Source organism: Klebsiella sp. G-Nf4 (assembly GCF_002810615.1).
In the GTDB taxonomy this organism is placed as follows: Bacteria; Pseudomonadota; Gammaproteobacteria; order Enterobacterales; family Enterobacteriaceae; genus Klebsiella; species Klebsiella variicola.
Map to the genome: position 1 here is coordinate 22565 of NZ_PION01000005.1, position 25176 is coordinate 47740.

Consider the following 25176-nt stretch of genomic DNA (forward strand, 5'->3'; position numbering starts at 1 on the left):
AACCGGAGCCGGGAAGGCGCAAATCAGATAGCGGATGAAAAGTGCGAGAATTCGCAGCAAATCAAAGGGATTCAGAGGATTCTGAGCGGGATCGCCGCCGTTTCAGCAGACGAGCCCGGAGGCACCGCCAGGGTGCGCTCCGGGTAGAGACAACAATTAGTGCAGCTTAAGGCGCGGGCGAATGATGCGGTTGATGCGCCCGACCAGCATCATCAGGCCGGTCTTAAAGTAGCCGTGCAGGGCGATCTGGTGCATACGGTACAGGGAAATGTACACGAAGCGCGCAATGCGCCCTTCCACCATCATCGAGCCGCGCATCAGGTTACCCATCAGGCTGCCGACGGTGGAGTAATTAGACAGCGACACCAGCGAGCCATGGTCTTTATAGGTGTAAGCCTTCAGCGGTTTGCCTTTCATCTGCGCGAGGATGTTGTTCAGCGCGCAGGTAGCCATCTGGTGCGCTGCCTGGGCACGCGGAGGGACAAAGCCGCCTTCCGGACGCGCACAGGAGGCGCAGTCGCCGATGGCGAAAATATCCGCGTCGCGGGTGGTCTGCAGCGTCGGTTCGACCACCAGCTGATTGATACGGTTGGTTTCCAGGCCGCCGATCTCTTTCATGAAATCTGGCGCTTTGATCCCGGCCGCCCAGACCATCAGATCCGCCTCAATATATTCGCCATCTTTGGTGTGCAGGCCGCCCGCATCCGCGCTGGTGACCATGGTCTGCGTCAGCACCCGTACGCCCAGCTTGGTCAGCTCATTATGCGCCGCCCCGGAAATGCGCGGCGGCAGTGCCGGCAGAATACGCTCGCCCGCCTCGACCAGCGTGACGTTCAGCGCTTCGTTAGTCAGCCCTTTGTAGCCGTAGCTGTGCAGCTGTTTCACCGCATTATGCAGTTCAGCGGAGAGCTCCACGCCGGTAGCACCGCCGCCGACAATGGCGATGTTCACTTTACCGTTGGCACCCAGATTGGCGGAGTATTTGAGGAACAGGTTGAGCATTTCCTGATGGAAACGACGCGCCTGATGCGGGTTGTCGAGGAAAATGCAGTTCTCTTTCACGCCAGGGGTATTGAAGTCATTCGAGGTACTGCCCAGCGCCATCACCAGCGTGTCGTACGGCAGTTTACGCTCAGCCACCAACAGCTCGCCTTTTTCATTGCGCAGCTCGCCGAGGGTGATGGTCTTCCCTTCGCGGTTGATATCGACCACCGAACCCAGCTGGAACTGGAAACCGTGGTTGCGGGCATGGGCCAGATAGCTCAGCGCATCGACACCTTCATCCAGAGAACCAGTCGCCACTTCATGCAGCAGCGGCTTCCACAGATGGCTGTGGTTACGGTCCACCAGGGTGATTTTCGCTTTTTTATGGCGCCCTAACTTTTTCCCCAGCTGAGTTGCCAGTTCCAGTCCGCCAGCGCCGCCACCCACAATTACGATTTTTTTCAATGGCGTAGTCATGTGTACCCCTAAAATTATTAACCAATTGTTAAATAAAAGTTATGATAATAGCCTTTATTTAACAACAAGTTACGTCAATGAAACCATTCAGCACCGTCGAGAATACCATGAACGGTGCATTGGTCATACCAAAATTGATATGCATCAAGTTTTGTCGCGTATTTTTTCAGCGAAACCAATAAGTGTAGACATGAAAAAAACCCGCGCGGTGAACACGGCGCGGGTTTGATGACAGGGGAAAAGGCTTAACCGAGGGTTTTAAACGCTTTCAGCCGCTGCAGGTGCGGCGAGATGTTTTTAAACTTATGAGTCTGCTCTTCATCCCAGATAATTTCATAATAATGGTGCAGGAGGTCGGCGGAACGCTGGCTGTCCAGCGCTTCGTCCTGCCGGGAGAGCACCACCAGGCAGCGATCGCGATTCTTCTCACGGAAGTTGGTCACACACTTGGTCGCGATGTCAGCATACTCTTCCGGGCGGTCGATTTTGCCTTCCATGTTCTCATGCGGAAACAGGTTTGGATTGAACACCGCCTGGCGGATATCGCACAGAAAACCAATCCGCTCCGCCCAGTATCCGCCAAGGCCGACGCCGCAGATCAGCGGCCGGTCATCGGCGGTAAGCTGCAGCATTTTATCGACCTCTTTCAGCAAATGCTGCATGTCGTGCTTGGGGTGACGCGTGCTGTAGCTAATCAACCGCACGTCCGGGTCGATAAACTGCAGCTGCATCACCTTCTCATGGTTACCGGGGCTGTTCGAGTCAAAACCGTGTAAATAGATAATCATCGCATCCTCACCTGACAACAACGCCCCACAGAGCGTTACGCGGACTTCGCCTCTTGCCAGCGCGCATGAAGCTGCTCCAGCTGGGCACTCACCGTTTTCCAACGGGCTGAATCCCTTAACTCCTGACGGGAAAAGGAACCTTTATGATACAATTTCGTAACACGCTCTGCTTTGATCGGCGACAGGTTATCCAGCACACTGACCGCGCCTTTACGATTATTGCAGACCAGTATCATATCGCAACCGGCGTCGAGCGACGCCTGACCGCGTTCGGCATAGCTGCCCATGATCGCCGCCCCTTCCATCGACAGATCGTCTGAGAAAATCACTCCGTCGAAGCCCAGCTCGCCGCGCAGCACCGTTTTTAACCAGTACGCTGAGCCGCTGGCCGGGCGCGGGTCGAGCTCCGGGTAAATCACATGCGCAGGCATAATGGCATCCAGACGCTGTTCGCCGATGAGGCTTTTGAACACCGCCATATCGTGGTCGCGAATCACCGACGCCGGCCGCGGATCGAACGGAGTCTCTTTATGTGAATCGGCGGTCACCGCCCCGTGTCCCGGGAAATGTTTGCCGGTGGTTTTCATGCCTGCGGCGTGCATGCCGTCAATGAAGTGACGCGCTATCGCCAGCGCTTTTTGCGGATCTGCATGATAGGAACGTTCACCTATCGCGGCGCTGATATGGCCCACGTCCAGCACTGGCGCAAAGCTGATATCAATATCCATGGCGATCATTTCGCTGGCCATCAGCCAGCCGGCCTCAACGGCCAGTTTGCCCCCCTCTTCCATCCCCAACAGGGCGGCAAAAGACTGGGCTGCCGGTAAACAGGTAAAGCCTTCACGGAAACGCTGAACACGCCCCCCTTCCTGATCGACCGCCACCACCAGATGGTTCCGGGAGGCCTCGCGGATCTGGCGCACCAGCTCCCGCAGCTGCGCCGGATCGTGATAATTACGGGTAAAGAGGATCAATCCTCCCACCAGCGGATGCGCCAGAATCTCTCGCTCTTCCGCATCCAGTTCATACCCTTCGACATCCAACATGACTGGGCCCACACTGACCTCTCTTATTCTTTACGTTCGTTGTCTAACTGACACCATATTTCATCTGCCAGCGTGATAAATTGCCGATCGCCGCTCTGCCGCCAGCGCATTTCATACCACCCCGCCATCAGCAGCAAGACCCACGGGCGCCAGCGTGCAACCTGCCGCCAAAGCTGCTGCGCGTCGATAGCCGCCCGCCGGGCATAGGCCGCCACCAGCTGGCGGCGCTGGTGAGGGGAAATCCACACCGCGGCCAGCTCCAGCGCGATATCGCCATCGCCGGCATATTCCCAGTCGATCAGCCTCAAGCCGGATGCGCTGTGGATAATATTGCCGGCATGGACGTCCATATGCAGCGGCGCCAGCCGCAGAGGACGGGGCTCGCCCTGGCGGCGCAGCCGCTGATGCCAGCGCAGCCAGCGCGGCGTGCGTCGTGCCGGATCGCACGTCTGCCAGTACTGGGCCAGCAGCGGTGCGAGGGTAACACGCCAGCCGAATCGCGGTTGCTGATGCACGTCATACAATAAGTCTGACAGCATCGCGCAGGCCGGTAACTCGCTTTTCACCTCCCCCGCGCAATATTCCACCACCATCCAGCAGGGTGAGTAAAACAGCGGGGCTGGCGCCAGCCTGGCAGGCAGTTGGCGGAGCGCGCGATACTGACGGCGAAAATAACAGGAAGCGGCTGACGGGTCGTGCGGCTGACGCAGCACGTGCCGCCGGTCGCCGTCGCTGATAATCACACTGCCGCCGCTGAGGCCATTCTGGCTCAGCGAGGCGACAGGATGATAACGGGGGAAGAAGCGCGACAAGAGCTCATCGCGCGTCAGCTTATTGTTGCTGAACAGCACCTTTACCTGACCAGATAATCTCGCCGGTTTGCACCAGCATCAACTGCATCTTCAGTTCAGGCGCGTTGACGTTGCCGGTGGCATTGGAGTAAAGCACATACTGCGCGCCCACGTTGCGGGCGATACCCATGGCTTTGCTGCGGCTGCCGAGGCTGTCCTGCGGCGACAGGCCCAGCTGCTGTTTGGCGACCCCCAGCTGCTGCGCCGAGACCAGCGTAAACTTGCCGTTGCCGGCCAGCGCATTACGCAGCGCGGTAGTGGCTTCTCCCGCATTCAGCGTACCGTTGGTGCGGTTGTTCACGCTGTCAACCAGCAGAATGCTGCCCGCATTGACGCCGCTGGCCTGCAGCATCTGCCCCACCAGCGGCTGGACCGCGCCGTTCCAGTCATAATGACGCACGCGCGGCGCCGGCTGGCCCGACTGCTGATCCTGATGCTCAATGGGCCCCGGCTGCGACGGTACGGCAGGAACCGCCGGCACAGTCGGCACCGTTGGCTGCGGCTGCGCAGGCTGCTGCGGCTGCGGTTTGGCCTCTTCGACCGGCGCAGGCTTCTCACGTAACCCCGCACAACCTGCGAGGAATATCGCCAGTGCTGTGATTAACGCATAGCGACACATTTTCATCATTATAATTACCCCTTACAGATAAAGATAAAGGCGGGCCTTATGCGCCCCCAGGATATTGGCGCTACCATACAATGTCACCGAAGAGCGTGCCGGGACCACGATGGTGCGCGGTGCGTCCAGCGGGTGCATCTCCAGACCTCGGGCGTCATACCAGAAAAAACGATAATGCACGGTGACGGGCTGCTGGCGCTCGTTATACAGCGTCGAGGAGGCAGTGGCCTGGATCTCCGTCGCCACCACGGCAGGCTCGCTGGCGCTGATCCCGGCCGCCAGCACGCTCGATTCCATCACCAGCGCCTGCTGGTCAGAAACCGGGATCTCCGGATGTGAACTACATCCGGCCAGCAGTCCCGCCGCCAGGCAGGCGCCCAAAAGGGTCCTGAGCATGGCCTTAGCCTTTATGCGCCAGCATCGGGCCCAGCGGACGACCGCCCAGCAGATGCATGTGGATATGGTAAACTTCCTGGCCGCCGTGGCGGTTGCAATTAACGATCAAACGGTAGCCATCGTCGGCAAGACCTTCATCGCGGGCGATCTTCGCCGCGACGGTCATCATCCGGCCCAGCGCCAGCTCATGTTCGGTGGTGACGTCATTCACGGTAGGAATCAGAACATTCGGGACAATCAGAATGTGGGTGGGCGCCTGCGGGGAGATGTCGCGAAAAGCGGTCACAAGCTCATCCTGATAGACAATATCCGACGGGATCTCCCGGCGAATGATTTTGCTGAAAATCGTTTCTTCTGCCATGACTGATTCCTTATTAGTTTTATCCCATACGCTGGCCTGCTTCTGCAGATAAACGCGGACGCACAGGTTCAGATAAGAGTATGAGCGACATCCTCCCTCTCTTTCAACCTGAAAGCCGTTTTTCTTATTCAACTATAGACTTAGCTGCTGAGGGATTAAGCATTTGCCGGACAATCTCCAGGGTTATCGCCACAGAAAACCTCACCTCGTAACGTAAAAAAGGCAGCCAATTGGCTGCCTTAGTCTCCCCGATACTACGTCTTAACTGTTACGGATGTACTCATCCATTTCAGTTTTCAGGTTATCGGACTTGGTACCGAAGATGGCCTGTACGCCAGAACCTGCCACTACCACGCCAGCGGCGCCCAGTTTTTTCAGGCCAGCCTGGTCAACTTTCGCTACATCCGCCACGCTAACACGCAGACGAGTAATACATGCGTCGAGGTTGGTGATGTTCTCTTTACCGCCGAAAGCGGCGATCAGAGCCGGAGCCATCTCGCTGGTTGCGCCAGCTTTGCTCTCTTCGGTGGTATCTTCACGACCCGGTGTTTTCAGATCCAGGGCTTTAATCAGCACGCGGAAAATGACGTAGTACACGATCGCATAGCAGATACCGACAATCGGGAACAGCCACAGCTTGCTGCTGTTACCGGACAGGACGATAAAGTCGATCAGGCCGTGGGAGAACGAGGTACCGTCACGCATACCCAGCAGGATACAGATCGGGAACGCCAGACCCGCCAGAATGGCATGGATAACGTACAGGATCGGCGCCACGAACATGAAGGAGAACTCGATCGGCTCGGTGATACCGGTCAGGAACGAGGTCAGCGCGGCGGAGATCATGATACCGCCCACTTTGGCGCGGTTTTCCGGTTTAGCAGAGTGCCAAATCGCGATAGCCGCTGCCGGCAGACCGTACATTTTGAACAGGAAGCCGCCAGACAGTTTGCCCGCGGTCGGGTCGCCTGCCATGTAGCGCGGGATATCGCCGTGGAACACCTGACCAGCCGCGTTGGTGTATTCGCCGATCTGCATCTGGAAAGGAACGTTCCAGATGTGGTGCAGACCAAACGGCACCAGGCAACGCTCGATGAAACCGTAGATGCCAAACGCTACCACTGGGTTCTGATAAGCAGCCCACTGGGAGAAGGTCTGGATCGCGGAACCGATCGGCGGCCAAATGAAGGAGAGGATCACGCCGGTGAAGATAGCGGCCAGACCAGAGATAATCGGTACAAAGCGCTTGCCCGCAAAGAAGCCCAAGTATTCTGGCAGCTTGATGCGATAGAAGCGGTTGAACATGTACGCGGCGATAGCACCGGAGATAATACCGCCAAGCACGCCGGTATCAGCCAGGTGTTTTGCCGCAATCTCTTCAGCAGGTAAATGCAGCACCAGCGGCGCAACAACCGCCATGGTTTTCACCATGATGCCGTAAGCCACGACTGCAGCCAGTGCGGATACACCGTCGTTATTAGTGAAGCCGAGGGCCACACCGATAGCGAAGATCAGCGGCATGTTGGCGAAAACTGAACCGCCTGCTTCTGCCATAACGTGGGAGACCACGGCTGGCAGCCAGCTGAAGTTTGCGGAACCGACGCCCAGCAGGATACCTGCGATAGGCAGTACGGATACCGGCAGCATCAGCGATTTACCGACCTTCTGCAGGTTAGCAAATGCATTCTTAAACATAATTGAGAGTGCTCCTGAGTATTTGGTACTTTTTTACGTTTTCACGCATTGGCCCGGGGGGAGAACCGTGCCGTGGACAGGACATCTAAGCGCCCTTTATTTATTACACAGAGTAAAATAATTAACAGGATGATTGTTTGACGGCTATCACGTTTCAATCAGCCTTCCGGTAAAAATTTACATCACCTTACATAAGTTGTATCTGGATGTTGCCAAAAAACCTTCACCGCCACTTTTGTGGCGGTGAACTTTACTCGCTTTGGTTATTAATTACGAGCCTTAAAATAATAGGCAGATCAAGCAGGTTGCAAGCGGGCGGGGTCAATGTGGAACAGGGTGGCAAAATTGTCAGTGGTCTGCTGGGCCAGTTGCTCCAGCGACACACCTTTCAGCACCGCCATGTATTCCGCAACGTCACGGACCAGCGCCGGCTGGTTCTCTTTGCCGCGATGGGGGACTGGCGCCAGGTACGGCGAATCGGTCTCCACCAGCAGACGATCCAGCGGAACATAGCGCGCCGCATCGCGCAGCTGCTCGGCGTTACGAAAAGTGACGATGCCGGAAAACGAGATATAGAACCCCATGTCGAGCAATTTACCCGCTGTCTCCCTGTCCTCAGTGAAACAGTGTAGTACGCCACCGCAATCCGTCACCTTTTCTTCGCGTAAAATGGCCAGGGTATCGGCGCGCGCGTCGCGAGTGTGGACGATCACCGGCTTATTCAGCTCGCGGCCAATGCGAATGTGGTCGCGAAATGAGGTTTGCTGCTGGGCTTTGGTTTCCGGGGTATAAAAATAATCCAGACCGGTCTCCCCCATCGCCACAACGCCCTCTTCCGCCGCCAGCGTGCGCAGCGTCTCCACATCGTAGGGTTCGTCCTGGTTTAACGGGTGCACGCCGCAGGAGAAGACGACGTTATCACGCGTCCCCACCAGCTCACGCATACTGCGGTAGCCGGGCAACGTCGTGGCGACCGCCAGACAGAATTTCACATCACGCGCGGCCGCTTTTGCCAGAACGTCGTCGACGTTTTTGTGCAGAGTTTGATAATCCAGACCATCAAGATGGCAGTGGGAGTCGACTAAAAACATAATGTCTCACTCAGAGGTGGGATACGGGTAAAACCGTCCCGGGTTGCAGGTAATGTTCCCAGCGCAGCAAGCGCTCGGTGAGCAGCAGTTCGCGGTTGACGCCGACGACGTTCAGCAATTGCTCGCGGCAGGTACAGACGTCATGGGCGATCGCCTGCAGCCGGGCGGCCGGCAGGCTGTGCGCCAGTTGCTCCAGCAGCGGCCAGACGTCCGGGTTACTTACCAGGGCAATCCCCTGCTGTCGTTTTTGCGCATCGACCAGCAGCGATGCCAGCCAGTGCAGGCGAACCGCCGCCTGTTCATGGTTGAGTATCGGCAGCAACGCCAGCCAGTCACCGCTCGCCAGGGTGCTTGCCAGCGCCTGACACAGCTGCTGACGCGCCGTCCACTGCGGCTCCTGTAACAGTTCGAGCGCCGCGGCTGGCGCGCTGGCGCACAGACGCAACGCCGTCAGTAGCGCCTCCTGCGGCAGGCTCACCTCACGCTCCAGCCAGGCCAGAGCATAAGATTCCGTCGGCGGCGACAGGTGGTGCAGACGACAGCGGCTGCGCAGGGTCGTCAGCAGACGCGCCGGCTCCTGGCACGCGAGGAAGAACCAGGTATTTTCCGGCGGCTCTTCCAGCGTCTTCAGCAACGCGTTGGCGGCGGCATCTGTCAGTAAAGCGGCATCGCTAATCCACACCACTTTCGCCCCGCCAAGGCGCGCGCGCTCATAGAGCTTTTCGTTGACATCGCGCACCGCATCAATGCCCAGCGCACTCTTACCCTTTTCAGGGGCCAGCGGATAGTAATCAGGATGCGTGCCGGCCTGCATGAGCTGGCAGCTGTGGCAGTGGCCGCAGCTTTTATGCCCTTCGGGCTGGCGGCACATCAGGAAGCGGCACAGCGCGTAAATCAACGCCTCACCGCCCATTCCGCTCAGAGACTGTAACAGTAAGGCGTGGTGGCCTCGTCCGGCCTGATAGCTACCGACCAGTTGCTCGAACGACGGACGCAACCACGGATACCATTTCATGCCGGTTGCTCCGCCATCCACTGGGCGATCGTGGCGCGAATGTCGCGAGCGACGGCGTCGAGCGGCTGGGTCGCGTCAACCGTGCGGATCGACGGGTCTGCAGCGGCCAGCTCAAGGTAGCGCGCGCGGGTGCGATTGAAGAAGTTCATGGACTCCTGCTCAATGCGATCAAGCTCGCCGCGGGCCCGGGCGCGCTGCAGCCCCACCTCCGGCGTGACGTCGAGGTACAACGTCAGATTGGGGCGGAAATCGCCGAGTACCGCATCGCGCAGCGTCGCCAGCATCGTACGGTCGATTCCCCGGCCGCCGCCCTGATAAGCCTGAGTCGACAGATCGTGACGATCGCCGATCACCCACTGGCCGCGGGCCAGCGCAGGCTTAATCACGGTCTCCACCAGCTGGACGCGCGCCGCGTAAAACATCAGCACTTCCGCTTTATCATTAATGACTTCATCACCCGTGGACTGGATATCCAGCACCAGGCTACGCAGTTTTTCGGCAAGGACAGTGCCCCCCGGCTCGCGGGTAAACACCATATCGTGAATACCTGCCGACTGCAGCGTCTCCACCACCAGTTGACGTGCGGTGGTCTTCCCGGCGCCCTCCAGCCCCTCGATGACGATATAGTTACTGCGCATTTTTTTCCTTAAGTACTTTCAAATAGTCCTGCACCGCACGGTTATGACTGACCAGGTTTGTGGTAAACGTATGGCCCCCTTTCCCGTCGGCGACAAAATAGAGATATGACGTTTTCGCCGGATGGGCGGCCGCCTTCAGCGATGCCTCGCCCGGCACCGCGATAGGACCAGGCGGCAGGCCGCTGATGGTATAGGTATTGTATGCGGTCGGCGTCTCGAGATCCTTACGCGTTAGTTTACCAGTATACCCCTCGCCCATCCCGTAGATCACGGTCGGATCGGTCTGTAAGCGCATACCGATGCGCAGACGGTTGATAAATACCGACGCGACGCGGTCGCGCTCTTCCGCCACCGCGGTCTCTTTCTCAATAATCGAGGCCATGGTCAACAGCTGGTTCTGATCGGCATAGGGCAGATTCTCCATCCGTCCTTCCCAGATCTTCGCCACTTCCGCGACCATTTTCTGATGCGCACGCTTGAGGATGGCGATATCGCTGGTATTGGCGGTGTACATCCAGGTATCCGGCCAGAACCAGCCCTCCACCCAGTCGGCATGCTCAAGACCTAACGCCTTAGCCACCGTCGCGTAGCTATCATCATCAAGAGTGTGCTTCACGTACGGGGCATCGCGCAGCTGGCGCAGGTAGTCGCTGACGCGCATGCCTTCGACAAAGCGCAGCGGAAACTGCGCCTCTTTACCGCTGGCCAGCAGCTGCAGCATCTCGCGTACCGTCATCTGCGGCGTGAAGCGATAGGTCCCGGCTTTGAAGTGAGACAGCTCAGGTTCCACCCGCAGCAGCCACTGGAAAACGCGGGGGCGATTGATTACCTTTTCGCGATAAAGAGCCTGACCCAACGCCTGACGGCCGGTACCGGTCTCCAGGGTGAAGACGGTCTCTTCTTTAATCAGCAGCTTGCTGTCCGCCAGCTGGCGTACCTTCCACATGCCTGCCGCTGCAGCGATGCCCAGCACCACCACCAACAGCAGAATAAAACGTAACATTTTCTTCATACTAACCAGACAGCTCACACAAAGGGGCTAAAAAATGGTAAAGCTCGCGCGAGGACCAGACGGTCTCCTCCCAGCGACGAACCGGCACCAGCGGCATCAGCGCATTGCAGATAAGCACTTCATCGGCTTCCCGCAATGCCTCAGGACGCGCTGTCACTTCGACAACACGAAATGTCGATGGTGCCAGCTGCGCGATACAGCGCTGCCGCATAATGCCGTTGACCCCGGCGTAATCGAGTCGCGGAGTAAATACATCCCGTCCCTGACGCCAGAATAAATTCGCGGCACAGCATTCCGTAAGCCACCCGTCACTGTCAAGGACCAGCGCCTCATCAGCGTCCGTCTGCTCAAGATGAGAGCGGATCAGCACCTGCTCAAGACGATTAAGATGCTTCAGGCCGGCAAGCCAGGGGTTGCGACCCAGGGGCACCGGGCTCTGGGTCAGGGTAATGCCCTCCTCCCGCCAGCGCGCATAATGCTCCGGGAATGGAGAGACACTGAGAATGCGGGTGGGCGACACGCAGCCCGCCGTACTGTATCCCCTTCCGCCAACACCGCGGGTGAGGATCACCTTCAACACGCCCTGCGCGTGCGGCCGCGCCAGACGCTGCATCTCTTCGCTCAGCGTCAACCAGTCGTGAAACGGGATACGTAATTTTTCACAGGTTGTCTGCAAACGCGCCAGATGAGCCGTCAGCAGCGCAACCTGCCCCTGCTGAATGCGGGCGGTAGTAAAACAGCCGTCGCCAAACTGGGTGGCGCGATCGTTCGCCGCCAGCGTGTCCTGTGCAACGCCATTTATCAAGAACATAAAGGACTCCTTTTCACTGGTCGGTCAGTGTCTCAGGACCCAGAGCAGAGGACAAGCGGAGAAAACTGAATAAAAAAAGGCCCGACAAACGGGCCTTTTGTTAAAGCAGTACCGGGGCAAGCCCTGTCACACTTTTTTGAAGATCAACGAACCGTTAGTGCCGCCAAAGCCGAAGGAGTTGCACAGGGTGTACTCCAAACCGGAAACCTGACGCGCTTCGTGCGGAACGAAGTCGAGGTCGCAGCCGTCATCCGGGTTATCGAGGTTGATCGTCGGCGGAACCGCCTGATCGCGCAGCGCCAGGATAGAGTAGATCGACTCTACCGCCCCTGCCGCGCCCAGAAGATGCCCGGTCATGGATTTGGTGGAGCTCACCATGACGCGGCTCGACGCATCGCCGAAGACAGACTTAACCGCCTGCGCTTCCGCTTTATCGCCAGCCGGCGTCGAGGTGCCGTGGGCGTTGACGTAGCCAATCTGACCAGGTTCGATGCCCGCATCGCGAATGGCATTCACCATCGCCAGCGCGGCACCCGCGCCATCTTCCGGCGGTGACGTCATATGATAAGCATCGCTGCTCATCCCAAAGCCAACGATCTCGGCATAGATTTTCGCGCCGCGTTTTTTGGCATGCTCGTACTCTTCCAGCACCACCATGCCCGCGCCGTCGCCCAGCACAAAGCCGTCGCGATCTTTATCCCACGGACGGCTCGCCGCCTGCGGGTTGTCATTGCGCGTGGAGAGCGCACGCGCCGCGCCGAAGCCACCCACGCCAAGCGGGGTACTGGCTTTTTCCGCACCGCCTGCCACCATCGCATCGGCATCGCCATAGGCGATAATGCGCGCGGCCTGGCCAATGTTGTGCACGCCTGAAGTACACGCGGTCGCGATAGAGATACTTGGTCCACGCAGACCAAACATGATGGTCAGATGCCCGGCCACCATGTTAACAATTGTGGAAGGAACGAAGAATGGGCTGATCTTACGCGGTCCGCCGTTGACCAGCGAACTGTGGTTTTCTTCGATCAAGCCGAGACCGCCAATACCGGAGCCGATAGCGGCGCCAATACGGGTTGCATTCTCTTCCGTCACTTCAAGGCCAGAATCCTGCATGGCCTGAACGCCAGCGACAATTCCATATTGAATGAAGGCATCCATCTTGCGCTGTTCTTTGCGCGAGATGATGTCCTCACAGTTAAAATCCTTTACTAAGCCAGCAAATTTCGTTGCATAGGCGCTAGTATCGAAATGGTCGATCAGGCTGATGCCACTCTGACCGGCAAGGAGAGCTTTCCAGGTAGACTCTACGGTATTGCCGACAGGAGACAACATGCCCAGTCCGGTCACAACTACACGACGCTTAGACACGTTTGTCCTCCAGGGAGGGAAAATAGATTCTTGTGGGACAAAAAAAAGATAAAACTCAGGCGGTCGAATGACCGCCTGGAGATGTTCACTTACGCCTGGTGGCCGTTGATGTAATCAATGGCAGCCTGAACGGTGGTGATTTTCTCAGCTTCTTCGTCCGGAATCTCAGTATCAAACTCTTCTTCCAGAGCCATTACCAGCTCAACGGTGTCAAGAGAATCAGCGCCCAGGTCTTCAACGAAGGAAGCATTGTTGGTAACTTCTTCCTGCTTAACGCCCAGCTGCTCGCCGATAATTTTCTTAACGCGTTCTTCGATAGTGCTCATACTCTTAAATTTCCTATCAAAACTCGCTTTCGCGATGGTTTTCGTAGTGTATAAAATGTTGAAAAATTTGCAACTAAATCCCGGCAGGTCTTACCACGATTTTGCGCTATTTTGAGGCCGTTTGCCCTAAGAACGCAAATCTTTTCGCACAAAACCGCACAGGGAACCGTGCGAAGTGCGCGGTTCCTGAACGTTTTGCACAAATCTCGGTCAGACCATGTACATTCCGCCGTTAACGTGCAGCGTTTCACCAGTGATGTAACTTGCTTCGTCAGAGGCTAAAAATGCAACCGCGCTGGCGATTTCATTTGGGGTGCCAAGGCGCCCCGCAGGAACTGCCGCCAGCGTACCCGCACGCTGCTCATCGGTCAGCGCACGCGTCATGTCCGTTTCAATAAAGCCCGGAGCAACAACGTTTACAGTAATACCGCGTGACGCAACTTCACGCGCCAGTGATTTACTGAAGCCAATCAGACCCGCTTTCGCCGCAGCGTAGTTGGCCTGACCCGCATTTCCCATGGTACCAACCACAGAACCGATAGTGATAATACGTCCATGACGCTTTTTCATCATAGCGCGCATTACCGCTTTTGACAGACGGAAAACCGATGACAGGTTGGTTTCGATAATATCGTTCCACTCATCATCTTTCATGCGCATTAACAGGTTGTCGCGAGTGATTCCGGCATTATTCACCAGGATATCCACTTCGCCAAACTCTGCGCGCACATTTTCCAGAACAGATTCAATAGATGCCGGGTCGGTCACATTCAACATCAGACCTTTACCGTTGGCGCCTAAATAGTCGCTGATGGCCTGCGCGCCGCTTTCGCTGGTCGCAGTACCGATAACTTTCGCGCCACGAGCGACAAGCGTTTCAGCGATTGCACGGCCAATACCGCGGCTTGCACCGGTAACCAGCGCGATTTTTCCTTCAAAACTCATGGTTTTCCTCTTTTATTGCTCAAGCGCCGCAGACATCGCCGCCGGCTCGTTAAGCGCGGAAGCGGTCAGGGTGTCAACAATACGTTTGGTCAGACCGGTGAGGACTTTACCCGGGCCAACCTCATACAGATGCGTTACGCCCTGAGCAGCCATATACTCAACGGTTTTGGTCCACTGAACCGGGCTGTACAGCTGGCGCACCAGCGCGTCGCGAATGGCGTCTGGCGTGGTTTCGCATTTCACGTCGACGTTATTCACCACCGGAATCGTCGGCGCGTTGAAGGTGATTTTCTGCAGCTCCAGCGCCAGTTTTTCTGCAGCTGGCTTCATCAGCGCGCAGTGGGAAGGCACGCTCACCGGCAGCGGCAGCGCACGTTTGGCGCCTGCAGCTTTACATGCAGCGCCCGCACGTTCAACGGCCTCTTTGTGCCCGGCGATAACCACCTGGCCCGGCGAATTGTAGTTCACCGGCGAAACCACCTGCCCTTCGGTGGACTCTTCACACGCTTTGGCGATAGAAGCGTCATCGAGACCGATAATCGCAGACATCGCGCCGGTACCTGCCGGTACGGCTTCCTGCATGAATTTCCCGCGCAGTTCAACCAAACGAACGGCATCCGCGAAATCAATAACGCCGGCACAAACCAGCGCGGAGTATTCGCCGAGGCTGTGACCCGCCAGCAGCGTCGGCGCTTTGCCACCCTGCTGCTGCCAGACGCGGTACAGCGCCACGGAGGCGGTCAGCAGCGCCGGCTGAGTCTGCCAGGTTTTATTCAGTTCTTCTGCCGGGCCCTGTTGAGCCAGCGCCCACAGATCGTAACCCAACGCTGCGGAAGCTTCACCGAAGGTCTCTTCAATCACCGGCCAGGTGGCAGCCATATCGGCCAGCATACCTACGGCCTGAGAACCCTGTCCCGGGAACACAAAAGCAAATTGCGTCATGTTTAAATCCTTATACTAAAAACGAACCAGCGCGGAACCCCAGGTGAAACCGCCACCAAAGGCTTCCAGCAAAATCAGCTGACCGCGTTGAATGCGGCCATCGCGGACAGCCTCATCCAGCGCACAAGGAACTGACGCCGCGGAGGTGTTGCCATGGCGGTCAAGCGTCACGACGACGTTATCCATCGACATGCCCAGTTTCTTCGCCGTCGCGCTGATGATACGCAGGTTAGCCTGATGCGGCACCAGCCAGTCCAGCGCCGAGCGCTCAAGATTGTTGGCTGCCAGCGTCTCGTCAACGATATGCGCCAGTTCGGTGACCGCTACTTTAAAGACTTCATTGCCGGCCATCGTCAGATAGATCGGGTTTTCCGGATCGACGCGATCGGCGTTCGGCAGGGTCAGCAGTTCACCATAGCTCCCGTCGGCATGCAGGTGCGTCGAGATAATGCCTGGCTCTTCAGACGCGCCCAGCACCACGGCGCCGGCGCCGTCGCCGAAAATAATAATCGTTCCGCGATCGGCCGGGTCACAGGTGCGCGCCAGCACATCGGCCCCCACCACCAGCGCATAATCCACCGCGCCGTTTTTCACGTACTGATCGGCGACGCTCAGCGCATAGGTGAAACCGGCGCAGGCGGCGGCGACGTCAAACGCCGGACAGCCCTTGACGCCCAGCATAGACTGAATCTGGCATGCCGAACTCGGAAACGCATGCGTGCCGGAGGTGGTCGCAACGATAATCAGACCAATTTGCTCCGCGGACACGCCCGCCATCGCCAGCGCCTGCTTTGCGGCTTCAAAGCCCATCGTAGCAACTGTTTCATGCGCTGCGGCAATACGACGCTCACGGATACCTGTGCGGGTGACAATCCACTCGTCAGAGGTCTCTACCATTTTTTCCAGGTCGGCGTTTGTACGCACTTGCTCGGGCAGATAGCTGCCGGTACCAATAATCTTCGTATACATGTACGCTCAGTCACTCTTGGGTAATATACCCGCCTCTTTCAACCTGCCGCGGCGTCAATCGTGGCCATTCGTCCCGCTTTGCTGTCGGGAGTTCACGTCACTGTCGCTTTCCGGCAGCGCGAAACCAGCTGGGTATAAAGATTCCAGGCGCGCGGCGATCCGTTGAGGAATTTGCCGCTGCACCGCCTGCACTGCCTGCTCTATCGCGACGCTAAAGGCGCGTTGATTGGCAGCACCATGACTCTTGATCACGGAACCGCGCAATCCTAACAGACAGGCGCCATTATACTGGTCGGGGTTGAGGTGACTGAATCGCCTCGCCAGGCTTTTTTGTAACCAACGTTTTAATAACAGCAGCCACCACGACCGTTTTTTGCCCTCTCCCTGAGATTTCAGCAGCGAAAGGAACATTCTGACAACACCTTCCATGGTTTTTAATGTGACGTTGCCCGTGAATCCATCACAAACCAGCACATCGGTTTTTCCGGTCAACAATTCATTGGCTTCAAGATAGCCGATGTAGTTGAGGGAAGGCAGCGTTTTCAGCACTGCGGCAGCATCGCGAATGCTGCTGAGGCCTTTCATCTCTTCTTCGCCGATATTCAGCAAGGCGACGCGCGGGTTGGTAATGCCAACCACTTCCTCCGCCAGCACCGCGCCCATGACGGCGAACTGCACCAGCATCGTGCTGTCGCAATCGACGTTGGCGCCGAGATCCAGCACCACGGTTTTGCCCTTCTGCTGGTGCGGCAGAACCGTCACCAGCGCCGGCCGCTCAATACCTTCGATCGGTTTGAGCAGCAGTTTCGCCAGCCCCATCAGCGCGCCGGTGTTGCCGGCGCTGACGCAGGCTTCCGCCCGCCCTTCTTTCACAAGCTCCAGCGCCACGCGCATTGAGCTTCCGCGACTGCTGCGGATAGCCTGTGCGGGTCGCGCATCACTGGCAATAACTGACTGCGCAGGAATAACCTGCAGACGCGAACGTTGTTCAAAGTCAGCTTTGGCGAGTAATGGCGTGATGGCGTCGGGGTCGCCGACTAAAAGAAGTGTGAGTTGCGAATTAGAGTTCAGTGCCTGCAGTGCTGCAGGCACCGTCACGGATGGGCCAAAATCGCCCCCCATGACATCTAACGCCAGGGTTAGACGTGTCAAGGTATCGTCGCTGCCCGGTTCGGTGATTCCCCAGTTGCCCGGGGAGTCCTCACTAAGCTTCATCACGCTGGCACTCGCGAATATTCACGCTGCAGACGCAACAATTCGGGCATTGATGCCCCTGGTGACCGGGTTAACCGAGTTTCCAGGGACGCACACGCCCGCCATGGCCTGCAACGGGAAATCCTGCGAGTATCGCGTGATTACTTAGCGATAACCTTGCGACCGCGGTAGAAACCGTCGGCAGTGATGTGGTGACGCAGGTGTTTCTCACCAGAAGTTTTGTCTACAGACAGGCTGGTGACTGCGGTCAGCGCGTCATGGGAACGACGCATGCCACGTTTGGAACGGGTTGGTTTATTCTGTTGTACGGCCATGGACCTTACTCCTCAATTACTTACGCTTTAAGCTGGCTAATACGGCAAATGGATTTGGTTTTTGTGCCTCTTCAGGCAATTCGCCAAAGACCATGTCCGCGTCGGACACTTCACAGTGTTCAGAATCATGCACCGGAACTACGGGCAGGGAGAGGATAATTTCATCCTCGACCATTGCCTGCAGGTCGATTTCACCGAATTCGTTAACCTCAATCGGCTCATACGCTTCCGGTAGTGCTTCGGCCTGTTCGTCATTTCTGACGGGGCTAAAACAATACGTGGTGTGGACGTGATGAGGGAACGGTTTCCCGCAACGCTGGCATTCGAGGGTTACCGTCACCTTTGCATCGCCAGTGATGACGGCGAGACGCTGGTTATCGATAGCGAACGACATGCTGCATTCCACATCGCTGTCCACGCTGACTACAGAATCGGCTACACGTTCAACCTGATCGCGGGCATAGATGCCTTCGTAATCAAGGCGTTTTTGAGCCGTGCGGACCGGATCAAGAGTCAGGGGTAATTTTACCTTTTGCATAGGGCGCGCATATTAACTTTGTAATGTCATAGAGTCAAAGAAAAAGGCAGCCTCAGGTTGCCTTTTGCCATTTATTCGCACACATTGCGGCGCATAGTTTAAGATGATGCTCTGCGAAGCGCTATATGTGGATGAAAAAATATGTCTGAACTTATCCTCGCGTCAACCTCTCCCTGGCGGCGCATGCTGCTGGAAAAACTGGGCTTACCGTTTGAATGTGCCGCGCCTGACGTTGACGAAACGCCGCTGCCGGAAGAATCCGCGCGTCAGCTTGTCACCCGGCTGGCACAAGCCAAAGCGCAAAGCCTGGCCACCCGCTACCCGCACCACCTTATTATAGGCTCCGATCAGGTTTGCGTATTAGATGGTGAGATCACCGGCAAACCGCACACCGAGGAAAAAGCCCGCCAGCAGTTGAGAAAGGCCAGCGGGACCATCGTCACCTTTTATACCGGTCTGGCGCTATACAACTCCGCCAGCGGCCATCTGCAAACCGAATGCGAGCCCTTTGACGTTCACTTTCGCCATCTCAGCGATAAAGAGATTGAAGGCTACGTCCGCAAAGAGAACCCGCTGCAATGCGCCGGGAGTTTCAAGAGTGAGGGGTTAGGAATTACGCTATTTGAAAGGCTGGAAGGCCGCGACCCGAATACCCTGGTCGGTTTACCCTTAATTGCGCTGTGTCAGATGCTGCGCCGAGAGAATAACAATCCGCTGTTAGACTAAAGGAAAAAACGGCGGAACTGATTCCGCCGTTATGCTTATTTGCTTTTACGTAGCACCTGTAAACAGTGCTTCAGCTGGTTATCCAGCGGCGCTTCAACGCGCATCACCTCCCCGCTGCCCGGGTGGGTAAACTTCAGCGCCGCCGCGTGCAGGAACAGACGGTTTAAGCCGGTAGCGGACAGCTGCTTGTCGAACTCGCGGTCGCCATAGCGATCGTCAAAAGCGATAGGATGGCCGGCATACTGGGTATGAACGCGGATCTGATGCGTGCGCCCGGTGACCGGGCTGCAGCGCACCAGCGTGGCGAATTCGTAACGCTCTTCCACTTTAAAGCGCGTCTCCGACGGTTTGCCTTCCTGACTCACGCGAACGATACGCTCTCCGCTCTGCAGAATGTTCTTCAACAGCGGGGCCTGCACCACTTTGGTATGCGACTGCCACTGACCGCGCACCAGCGCCAGGTAATCTTTCTGCATGCCTTTATCGCGCAGTTGCTCGTGCAGCGAACGCAGCGCTGAGCGTTTTTTTGCCACCAGCAGCACGCCGGAGGTATCGCGGTCGAGACGATGCACCAGCTCAAGGAAACGAGCCTCCGGGCGCAGGGCGCGCAGCCCTTCAATCACGCCAAAGCTCAGGCCGCTGCCGCCATGTACCGCAGTACCGGAAGGTTTGTTGAGCACCAGAATATGGTCGTCTTCATAGAGGATCACTTCAGAGAGCGCCGCTACTTTCTGCAGATGTGGCGATACCGCCTCTTCTTCACGCTCTGCCACGCGCACCGGCGGGATACGGACTTCATCGCCCGCTTCCAGCTTATACTCCGGCTTCACACGCTTTTTGTTTACCCGCACCTCGCCTTTACGCAGGATGCGATAAATCATGCTCTTCGGTACGCCTTTCAATTGGGTACGCAAAAAGTTGTCGATACGTTGCCCCGCTTCATCAGCAGCGATGGCAATCATTTTTACGGTTGGGGTCTCAGTTTTCATGGTGCGCGATTCTAAATAGCCGGACGCATTAGCGCCACTCATTTTTATATGCTTATATTTATCATTATCCTGTTTTCACGGTTTACCTGTCCGCCATTTTGTTTGTTATTAGAACAATCTGTATGGGCAGGTGATAAAACTGTGAGTAACCGGGTGATAAAAGGTGAAAGTCAACTTGCTATAACAAGGTTAGCAATGGAATAATGAGACCGTTTTCCGTATTGCATCTTGTTAGAACAAGACATTAGCGGAATGACCAATTTTGTCTGACCGATCGCCCACGCAGCAATGGCGTAAGACGTTGTGATCTTTCAGACAGTTAGCGGGCTGCGGGTTGCAGTCCTTACCGGTACAGGCTCTATGGATTTCAAGTCGCAGGAAGGCGTCAACTCCGGGACTCCCGGGAGCTCATCTGGATCCTTTGATCGAGGTGAGCAGGTTAAGCCACCATGCCTGCAACGCGAAAGACGACGAGTATAAATGGAATATTCTCTGGTGATACATCCCAGGCTGTTCCCCTGAATAATTGCGCTGTGTTTCCGTTTGAAACACAGGCGACCGACACTCTGCGCCTCTTAAGCGCGCGACAACCGTGAGGTTGGCGACGTGAACCAGACACGAGGCCATCGGTTTTCCCCCGGAAAGGCATTACTCTGCCCGCAGCTTAGTCGTCAATGTAAGAATAATGAGTAAGTTACGATGAAAAGAATGTTAATCAACGCAACTCAGCAGGAAGAGTTGCGCGTCGCCCTTGTTGATGGGCAGCGCCTGTACGACCTGGATATCGAAAGCCCCGGGCACGAACAGAAAAAAGCGAACATCTACAAAGGCAAAATCACCCGCATTGAACCTAGCCTTGAAGCCGCGTTTGTCGATTACGGCGCTGAGCGTCATGGTTTCCTCCCCCTCAAAGAAATCGCCCGCGAATACTTCCCCGCTAACTACAATGCGCACGGTCGTCCTAATATCAAAGACGTGCTGCGTGAAGGTCAGGAAGTTATCGTGCAGATTGATAAAGAGGAACGCGGCAACAAAGGCGCTGCGCTCACCACCTTTATCAGCCTGGCAGGCAGCTATCTGGTCCTGATGCCGAACAACCCGCGCGCGGGGGGAATTTCCCGCCGTATCGAGGGTGACGATCGTACCGAACTGAAAGAAGCGCTGGCGAGCCTGGAGCTTCCGGATGGCATGGGCCTTATCGTTCGCACCGCTGGCGTCGGCAAATCTGCCGAAGCCCTGCAGTGGGACCTGAGCTTCCGTCTGAAACACTGGGAAGCGATTCAGAAAGCCGCGGAAAGCCGTCCGGCGCCGTTCCTGATCCACCAGGAAAGCAACGTGATTGTCCGCGCCTTCCGCGACTATCTGCGCCAGGACATCGGCGAAATCCTGATCGATAACCCGAAAGTGCTCGAGCTGGCGCGCCAGCATATCGCCGCGCTGGGTCGCCCGGATTTCAGCAGCAAAATCAAACTGTACACCGGTGAAATCCCGCTGTTCAGCCATTACCAGATCGAATCGCAAATTGAGTCCGCCTTCCAGCGTGAAGTGCGCCTGCCTTCCGGCGGGTCAATCGTTATCGATAGCACCGAAGCGCTGACCGCGATCGATATCAACTCCGCCCGCGCCACCCGCGGCGGCGATATCGAAGAGACGGCCTTCAATACCAACCTCGAAGCGGCTGACGAGATTGCCCGCCAGCTCCGTCTGCGCGACCTTGGCGGCTTGATCGTTATCGACTTCATCGATATGACCCCGGTTCGCCACCAGCGCGCAGTGGAAAACCGTCTGCGTGAAGCCGTCCGTCAGGACCGCGCGCGCATTCAGATCAGCCATATTTCGCGCTTCGGCCTGCTGGAGATGTCTCGCCAGCGCCTGAGCCCGTCGCTGGGCGAGTCCAGCCATCACGTCTGCCCGCGCTGCTCCGGCACCGGTACCGTGCGTGATAACGAATCGCTGTCGCTCTCTATTCTGCGTCTGATTGAAGAAGAAGCGCTGAAAGAGAACACCAAAGAAGTCCACGCTATCGTTCCGGTACCGATCGCCTCTTATCTGCTGAACGAGAAACGTGCCGCAGTGAGCGCTATCGAATCCCGTCAGGGTGATGTCCGCGTCATTATCGTGCCAAACGACGAAATGCAAACGCCGCACTACTCCGTCCTGCGCGTGCGCAAAGGTGAAGAGACCTCAACGCTGAGCTATCTGCTGCCGAAGCTGCATGAAGAAGAGATGGCGCTGCCTGGTGACGAAGAGCCGGCAGAGCGTAAACGCCCTGAACAGCCTGCGCTGGCCACCTTTGTGATGCCTGACGCACCGCCAGCACCGATGCTGGAAGAGCCTGTTGCCGCCCCTGTCGTCGTCGCAGCGACACCGGCCGTGGCCGCTGCACCGGCGCAGCCAGGACTGCTCTCGCGCTTCTTCAGCGCACTGAAAAATATCTTCTCTGGCACCGAAGAAGAAGCCAAACCTGCTGAAGTTCAGGTCGAGAAGAAAGCGGAAGAAAAACCGGAGCGTCAGCAGGAGCGCCGTAAACCGCGGAGCAACAACCGCCGCGATCGCAACGACCGCAACGACCGCAACGATCGCCGTGATAACCGCGACAATCGTGATAACCGCGACAATCGTGACAACCGCGATAACCGTGACAATCGCGACGCCCGTGCGGACAATGCCGAGGGCCGCGAGCCGCGTGAATCGCGTGAAGAAAACCGTCGCAACCGTCGCGAGAAGCAGCCGCAAAACGCAGAAGCGCGTGACGTTCGTCAGACCGTCGGCGATGATGCGGACAAGACCAAATCCCGTGACGAGCAGCAGCCGCGCCGTGAACGCTCCCGCCGCCGCAATGACGACAAACGTCAGGCGCAGCAGGAAACCAAAGCGCAAACGCGTGAAGAGCCGGAAGTGCAGGAGACTGAGCAGGAAGAGCGTGTGCAAACTCTGCCGCGTCGTAAACCGCGTCAGCTTTCCCAGAAAGTGCGCTTTGAGTCTACCGTCGCTGAGCAAACTGCCGAGATCGCGCCTGAGGCCGTTGTGGCTGAAGTCGCCGCCCCGCGCAGCGAGCCGGTGAACGCCGAACTGCCAGCGGTAGTGGAAAGCGTGGTGGACCACGACGAAAACGGCGAATCCCGTGAAGCTAACGGCATGCCGCGCCGCTCACGTCGTTCCCCGCGTCATCTGCGCGTCAGTGGGCAGCGTCGTCGTCGCTATCGTGATGAACGCTATCCGACCCAGTCGCCAATGCCGCTGACCGTCGCCTGCGCCTCGCCGGAGATGGCTTCCGGTAAAGTCTGGATCCGCTACCCGGTCGTTCGTCCGCAGGACCAACTGCCGGAAGAGGTTCAGGTTCCGGTTCAGGACACCAGCGCCATTGAAGCCGTCGAAGCTGTAGCGGCGCCGGTTGCCGTGGTTGAACCCGTCACTGCCGCGCCGGTTACCGTCGAACCAGCTACCATGGAGCCGGTTACCGCTGAGCCGGTGGTCGTCGAACCCGTCGTCGCCGCCGAGCCGGTGATCGTTGATACTCCGGAAGTTGTCGAGCCAGCAGCTGTCGAGCCAGTCCCGGCCGAAGCGCCAGCTGTCGAAGCGCCTCAGGCCATTGCGTCAGTGACGATCGACGCCGAGCCGGTCACGGTTGAACCTGAAGTGGTGGAAACGGCGTCTGTCGTTGAAGCGCCAGTAGAAACCATTGCGCCGGCTGCAGAAACCGAGGTGGAAGCACCGGTGACCGAAGCCGCCCCTACGGCCCCTGTCGAACCGGTCAAAGCTGAAACGCCGGTAAGTCAACCTTTGGTTGTGGCTGGCGATCGCCATGCTACCGCGCCGATGACCCGTGCGCCTGCTCCGGACTATGTCCCGGAAGCGCCGCGCCACAGCACCTGGGTGCGCCCGCCGTTCGCTTTTGAAGGTAAAGGCGCCGCCGGTGGTCATAGTGCGACCCATAAAGCCACCGCAGAACCGACCCGCCCACAGCCCGTCGAGTAAGCGTGCTTAATAAAAAAACCGGCCTCTGGCCGGTTTTTTTATGCGCTTTGCGGACGCTGCATCCCGGCCAGATCCGGCATGATCTCCCGCATCAGGTCAAGGAACTTACGCAAGCGTGTCGGATAATAGCGCGCCCAGGGATAAACCAGATGAACCGGCAGCGAGGCGGGGCGCCACTGCGGGAACAGCTCAATCAGCCGTCCGGCGGCAATATCCTCCACGACCGTCCAGCTGGACACCATCGCCACCCCCAGCCCCGCCAGCGCGGTATTTCGCGCGACGTACAGGCTGTCAGTGCTCAGGCAGGGGGTGATGGCCGTCGAGACGATTTGCCCACTTTCCAGATGCCGGAGCCGTACCTCATGCTGATAAAAGGTATTAATGGCGATCCACGGCAGGCCGGATAGCGCCTCCAGCGAGGTTAACGGCGGGTACTTCGCCAGGAGTTCAGGGGAGGCCACCACACAGCGCGGCACTTCCGCCAGCAGCACGGATACCGTGGCCGGATCCACCTCCGCGCCAACGCGGATGGCGCAGTCGATATTATCGCTGAGAAAGTCGACGGTATTATCATTCAGCATCCACTCGACCGACAGTTGCGGATGACGCTGCAGAAATGCGACCAGCGGCGCCAGCAGCTGTTGCTGGCCAAAAGCATGGGGCGCCCGTACCCGCAGCACCCCCACGGGCTGATCGTCGGCAATACGCAGGTCATCCTCCAGCGCCAGCCAGGCGTCCACGACCTGACGGGCATGGCGATAACAGCGTTCGCCATCGTCAGTGAGCTTCATCGCATGGGTCGTGCGCAGGATCAACTTCACCCCCAGCAGTCCTTCAAGGGACTGCAGGCGGCGGCTGACGGTCGCCTGGGTGGTATCCATCTGCCCCGCGGCGGCGGAGAGTGAGCCGGCCTCTATAATACGAATATAGGTGCGCATCAGCTCAATGCGGTCTATACGCTCCTGTCTTTTCATTTTTCTTTTGCCTATACGTGCTACGTATAACCGTTTTACCACCAGCCCGGCTACCGCGCCAGCTGCATTCAGGGAAAAATAGCGCCATCGCATCTATGAGGTACTGAT

25 protein-coding genes are annotated in these 25176 nt (G+C 57.5%); 2 read left to right on the forward strand and 23 right to left on the reverse strand.

Going from position 1 to position 25176, the window contains the following annotated elements:
- Positions 1–156: 156 nt before the first annotated feature.
- The 21 genes from CWM57_RS11870 to yceD all read right to left on the reverse strand — a co-directional run bounded on the left by CWM57_RS11870 (position 157) and on the right by yceD (position 18401).
- On the reverse strand, positions 157–1461 hold the full coding sequence (locus CWM57_RS11870) for an NAD(P)/FAD-dependent oxidoreductase (RefSeq protein ID WP_008805997.1): 1305 nt from the start codon (positions 1459–1461) through the stop codon (positions 157–159).
- Positions 1462–1706: 245 nt separating this feature from the next.
- Entirely contained in the window at positions 1707–2249 is a 543-nt protein-coding gene (ycfP, locus tag CWM57_RS11875) for an alpha/beta hydrolase YcfP (protein WP_002900775.1), read from the reverse strand.
- Between the two features lie 35 nt (positions 2250–2284).
- Entirely contained in the window at positions 2285–3295 is a 1011-nt protein-coding gene (nagZ, locus tag CWM57_RS11880) for a beta-N-acetylhexosaminidase (protein WP_165784191.1), read from the reverse strand.
- A gap of 23 nt (positions 3296–3318) precedes the next feature.
- A complete protein-coding gene (gene thiK / locus CWM57_RS11885; RefSeq protein WP_074386328.1) occupies positions 3319–4146 on the reverse strand; it encodes a thiamine kinase in 828 nt (275 codons plus the stop codon).
- A complete protein-coding gene (lpoB, locus tag CWM57_RS11890; protein ID WP_162678317.1) occupies positions 4127–4765 on the reverse strand; it encodes a penicillin-binding protein activator LpoB in 639 nt (212 codons plus the stop codon). Before lpoB ends, thiK begins: the two co-directional genes overlap by 20 nt.
- 21 nt (positions 4766–4786) lie before the next feature.
- Positions 4787–5161, reverse strand: coding sequence for a YcfL family protein (locus tag CWM57_RS11895; protein ID WP_002900683.1), 375 nt, complete (start codon positions 5159–5161; stop codon positions 4787–4789).
- Between the two features lie 4 nt (positions 5162–5165).
- Entirely contained in the window at positions 5166–5522 is a 357-nt protein-coding gene (gene hinT / locus CWM57_RS11900; RefSeq protein WP_004204571.1) for a purine nucleoside phosphoramidase, read from the reverse strand.
- A 261-nt stretch (positions 5523–5783) separates the two neighbouring features.
- Complete coding sequence (ptsG, locus tag CWM57_RS11910) at positions 5784–7217, reverse strand: PTS glucose transporter subunit IIBC (RefSeq protein WP_008805993.1); 1434 nt, start codon at positions 7215–7217, stop codon at positions 5784–5786.
- Between the two features lie 296 nt (positions 7218–7513).
- Positions 7514–8308 (reverse strand): metal-dependent hydrolase, encoded by a 795-nt coding sequence (locus tag CWM57_RS11915; protein WP_100675974.1) that lies wholly within the window; start codon positions 8306–8308, stop codon positions 7514–7516.
- Between the two features lie 10 nt (positions 8309–8318).
- Complete coding sequence (holB, locus tag CWM57_RS11920; RefSeq protein WP_061155075.1) at positions 8319–9323, reverse strand: DNA polymerase III subunit delta'; 1005 nt, start codon at positions 9321–9323, stop codon at positions 8319–8321.
- Positions 9320–9961, reverse strand: coding sequence for a dTMP kinase (gene tmk / locus CWM57_RS11925; RefSeq protein ID WP_008805990.1), 642 nt, complete (start codon positions 9959–9961; stop codon positions 9320–9322). The genes holB and tmk overlap by 4 nt, the downstream gene beginning before the upstream one ends.
- Positions 9951–10973: a cell division protein YceG gene (gene yceG, locus CWM57_RS11930; RefSeq protein ID WP_100632024.1), complete on the reverse strand. Its 1023-nt coding sequence runs from the start codon at positions 10971–10973 to the stop codon at positions 9951–9953. Before yceG ends, tmk begins: the two co-directional genes overlap by 11 nt.
- 1 nt (position 10974) lies before the next feature.
- On the reverse strand, positions 10975–11784 hold the full coding sequence (gene pabC, locus CWM57_RS11935; protein ID WP_100675975.1) for an aminodeoxychorismate lyase: 810 nt from the start codon (positions 11782–11784) through the stop codon (positions 10975–10977).
- Positions 11785–11910: 126 nt separating this feature from the next.
- Positions 11911–13152, reverse strand: a complete 1242-nt coding sequence (gene fabF, locus CWM57_RS11940; RefSeq protein WP_100632022.1) for a beta-ketoacyl-ACP synthase II — start codon at positions 13150–13152, stop codon at positions 11911–11913.
- 89 nt (positions 13153–13241) lie between these two features.
- Entirely contained in the window at positions 13242–13478 is a 237-nt protein-coding gene (gene acpP / locus CWM57_RS11945; protein ID WP_000103754.1) for an acyl carrier protein, read from the reverse strand.
- 210 nt (positions 13479–13688) lie between these two features.
- The gene (fabG, locus tag CWM57_RS11950) at positions 13689–14423 is read right to left on the reverse strand and encodes a 3-oxoacyl-ACP reductase FabG (protein WP_002899294.1); all 735 of its coding nucleotides are present in this window, start codon (positions 14421–14423) and stop codon (positions 13689–13691) included.
- 12 nt (positions 14424–14435) lie between these two features.
- Positions 14436–15365, reverse strand: a complete 930-nt coding sequence (gene fabD / locus CWM57_RS11955) for an ACP S-malonyltransferase (protein WP_100675976.1) — start codon at positions 15363–15365, stop codon at positions 14436–14438.
- A 15-nt stretch (positions 15366–15380) separates the two neighbouring features.
- Positions 15381–16334 carry a beta-ketoacyl-ACP synthase III gene (locus tag CWM57_RS11960; protein ID WP_002899288.1) on the reverse strand — a complete coding sequence of 318 codons (954 nt, stop codon included), beginning with the start codon at positions 16332–16334 and terminating at the stop codon, positions 15381–15383.
- Positions 16335–16388: 54 nt separating this feature from the next.
- Positions 16389–17486, reverse strand: coding sequence for a phosphate acyltransferase PlsX (gene plsX / locus CWM57_RS11965; RefSeq protein WP_206052723.1), 1098 nt, complete (start codon positions 17484–17486; stop codon positions 16389–16391).
- A 203-nt stretch (positions 17487–17689) separates the two neighbouring features.
- Positions 17690–17863 carry a 50S ribosomal protein L32 gene (gene rpmF / locus CWM57_RS11970; RefSeq protein WP_000290724.1) on the reverse strand — a complete coding sequence of 58 codons (174 nt, stop codon included), beginning with the start codon at positions 17861–17863 and terminating at the stop codon, positions 17690–17692.
- Positions 17864–17879: 16 nt separating this feature from the next.
- The gene (gene yceD / locus CWM57_RS11975) at positions 17880–18401 is read right to left on the reverse strand and encodes a 23S rRNA accumulation protein YceD (protein WP_008805983.1); all 522 of its coding nucleotides are present in this window, start codon (positions 18399–18401) and stop codon (positions 17880–17882) included.
- 141 nt (positions 18402–18542) lie between these two features.
- On the opposite strand from yceD, the gene CWM57_RS11980 reads away from it, so the two are divergent.
- Positions 18543–19127, forward strand: coding sequence for a Maf family protein (locus tag CWM57_RS11980; RefSeq protein ID WP_074386334.1), 585 nt, complete (start codon positions 18543–18545; stop codon positions 19125–19127).
- Between the two features lie 35 nt (positions 19128–19162).
- On the opposite strand, the gene rluC is transcribed toward CWM57_RS11980, so the two are convergent.
- Positions 19163–20116, reverse strand: a complete 954-nt coding sequence (gene rluC, locus CWM57_RS11985) for a 23S rRNA pseudouridine(955/2504/2580) synthase RluC (protein WP_074386607.1) — start codon at positions 20114–20116, stop codon at positions 19163–19165.
- 699 nt (positions 20117–20815) lie between these two features.
- Between rluC and rne the strand changes: the two genes are divergently transcribed.
- Positions 20816–24094 (forward strand): ribonuclease E, encoded by a 3279-nt coding sequence (gene rne / locus CWM57_RS11995; protein ID WP_074386335.1) that lies wholly within the window; start codon positions 20816–20818, stop codon positions 24092–24094.
- Between the two features lie 38 nt (positions 24095–24132).
- On the opposite strand, the gene CWM57_RS12000 is transcribed toward rne, so the two are convergent.
- Entirely contained in the window at positions 24133–25161 is a 1029-nt protein-coding gene (locus CWM57_RS12000) for a LysR family transcriptional regulator (RefSeq protein ID WP_008805978.1), read from the reverse strand.
- Positions 25162–25176 lie beyond the last annotated feature (15 nt).

What these genes read in the sequence shown, in the direction of transcription:
- CWM57_RS11870 (WP_008805997.1), bottom strand. Translation starts at nt 1,461, where the DNA reads ATGACTACGCCATTGAAAAAAATCGTAATTGTGGGTGGCGGCGCTGGC.
- ycfP (WP_002900775.1), bottom strand. Translation starts at nt 2,249, where the DNA reads ATGATTATCTATTTACACGGTTTTGACTCGAACAGCCCCGGTAACCAT.
- nagZ (WP_165784191.1), bottom strand. Translation starts at nt 3,295, where the DNA reads ATGTTGGATGTCGAAGGGTATGAACTGGATGCGGAAGAGCGAGAGATT.
- lpoB (WP_162678317.1), bottom strand. Translation starts at nt 4,765, where the DNA reads ATGTGTCGCTATGCGTTAATCACAGCACTGGCGATATTCCTCGCAGGT.
- CWM57_RS11895 (WP_002900683.1), bottom strand. Translation starts at nt 5,161, where the DNA reads ATGCTCAGGACCCTTTTGGGCGCCTGCCTGGCGGCGGGACTGCTGGCC.
- hinT (WP_004204571.1), bottom strand. Translation starts at nt 5,522, where the DNA reads ATGGCAGAAGAAACGATTTTCAGCAAAATCATTCGCCGGGAGATCCCG.
- ptsG (WP_008805993.1), bottom strand. Translation starts at nt 7,217, where the DNA reads ATGTTTAAGAATGCATTTGCTAACCTGCAGAAGGTCGGTAAATCGCTG.
- CWM57_RS11915 (WP_100675974.1), bottom strand. Translation starts at nt 8,308, where the DNA reads ATGTTTTTAGTCGACTCCCACTGCCATCTTGATGGTCTGGATTATCAA.
- holB (WP_061155075.1), bottom strand. Translation starts at nt 9,323, where the DNA reads ATGAAATGGTATCCGTGGTTGCGTCCGTCGTTCGAGCAACTGGTCGGT.
- tmk (WP_008805990.1), bottom strand. Translation starts at nt 9,961, where the DNA reads ATGCGCAGTAACTATATCGTCATCGAGGGGCTGGAGGGCGCCGGGAAG.
- yceG (WP_100632024.1), bottom strand. Translation starts at nt 10,973, where the DNA reads ATGAAGAAAATGTTACGTTTTATTCTGCTGTTGGTGGTGGTGCTGGGC.
- pabC (WP_100675975.1), bottom strand. Translation starts at nt 11,784, where the DNA reads ATGTTCTTGATAAATGGCGTTGCACAGGACACGCTGGCGGCGAACGAT.
- acpP (WP_000103754.1), bottom strand. Translation starts at nt 13,478, where the DNA reads ATGAGCACTATCGAAGAACGCGTTAAGAAAATTATCGGCGAGCAGCTG.
- fabG (WP_002899294.1), bottom strand. Translation starts at nt 14,423, where the DNA reads ATGAGTTTTGAAGGAAAAATCGCGCTGGTTACCGGTGCAAGCCGCGGT.
- fabD (WP_100675976.1), bottom strand. Translation starts at nt 15,365, where the DNA reads ATGACGCAATTTGCTTTTGTGTTCCCGGGACAGGGTTCTCAGGCCGTA.
- CWM57_RS11960 (WP_002899288.1), bottom strand. Translation starts at nt 16,334, where the DNA reads ATGTATACGAAGATTATTGGTACCGGCAGCTATCTGCCCGAGCAAGTG.
- rpmF (WP_000290724.1), bottom strand. Translation starts at nt 17,863, where the DNA reads ATGGCCGTACAACAGAATAAACCAACCCGTTCCAAACGTGGCATGCGT.
- yceD (WP_008805983.1), bottom strand. Translation starts at nt 18,401, where the DNA reads ATGCAAAAGGTAAAATTACCCCTGACTCTTGATCCGGTCCGCACGGCT.
- CWM57_RS11980 (WP_074386334.1), top strand. Translation starts at nt 18,543, where the DNA reads ATGTCTGAACTTATCCTCGCGTCAACCTCTCCCTGGCGGCGCATGCTG.
- rluC (WP_074386607.1), bottom strand. Translation starts at nt 20,116, where the DNA reads ATGAAAACTGAGACCCCAACCGTAAAAATGATTGCCATCGCTGCTGAT.
- rne (WP_074386335.1), top strand. Translation starts at nt 20,816, where the DNA reads ATGAAAAGAATGTTAATCAACGCAACTCAGCAGGAAGAGTTGCGCGTC.
- CWM57_RS12000 (WP_008805978.1), bottom strand. Translation starts at nt 25,161, where the DNA reads ATGCGATGGCGCTATTTTTCCCTGAATGCAGCTGGCGCGGTAGCCGGG.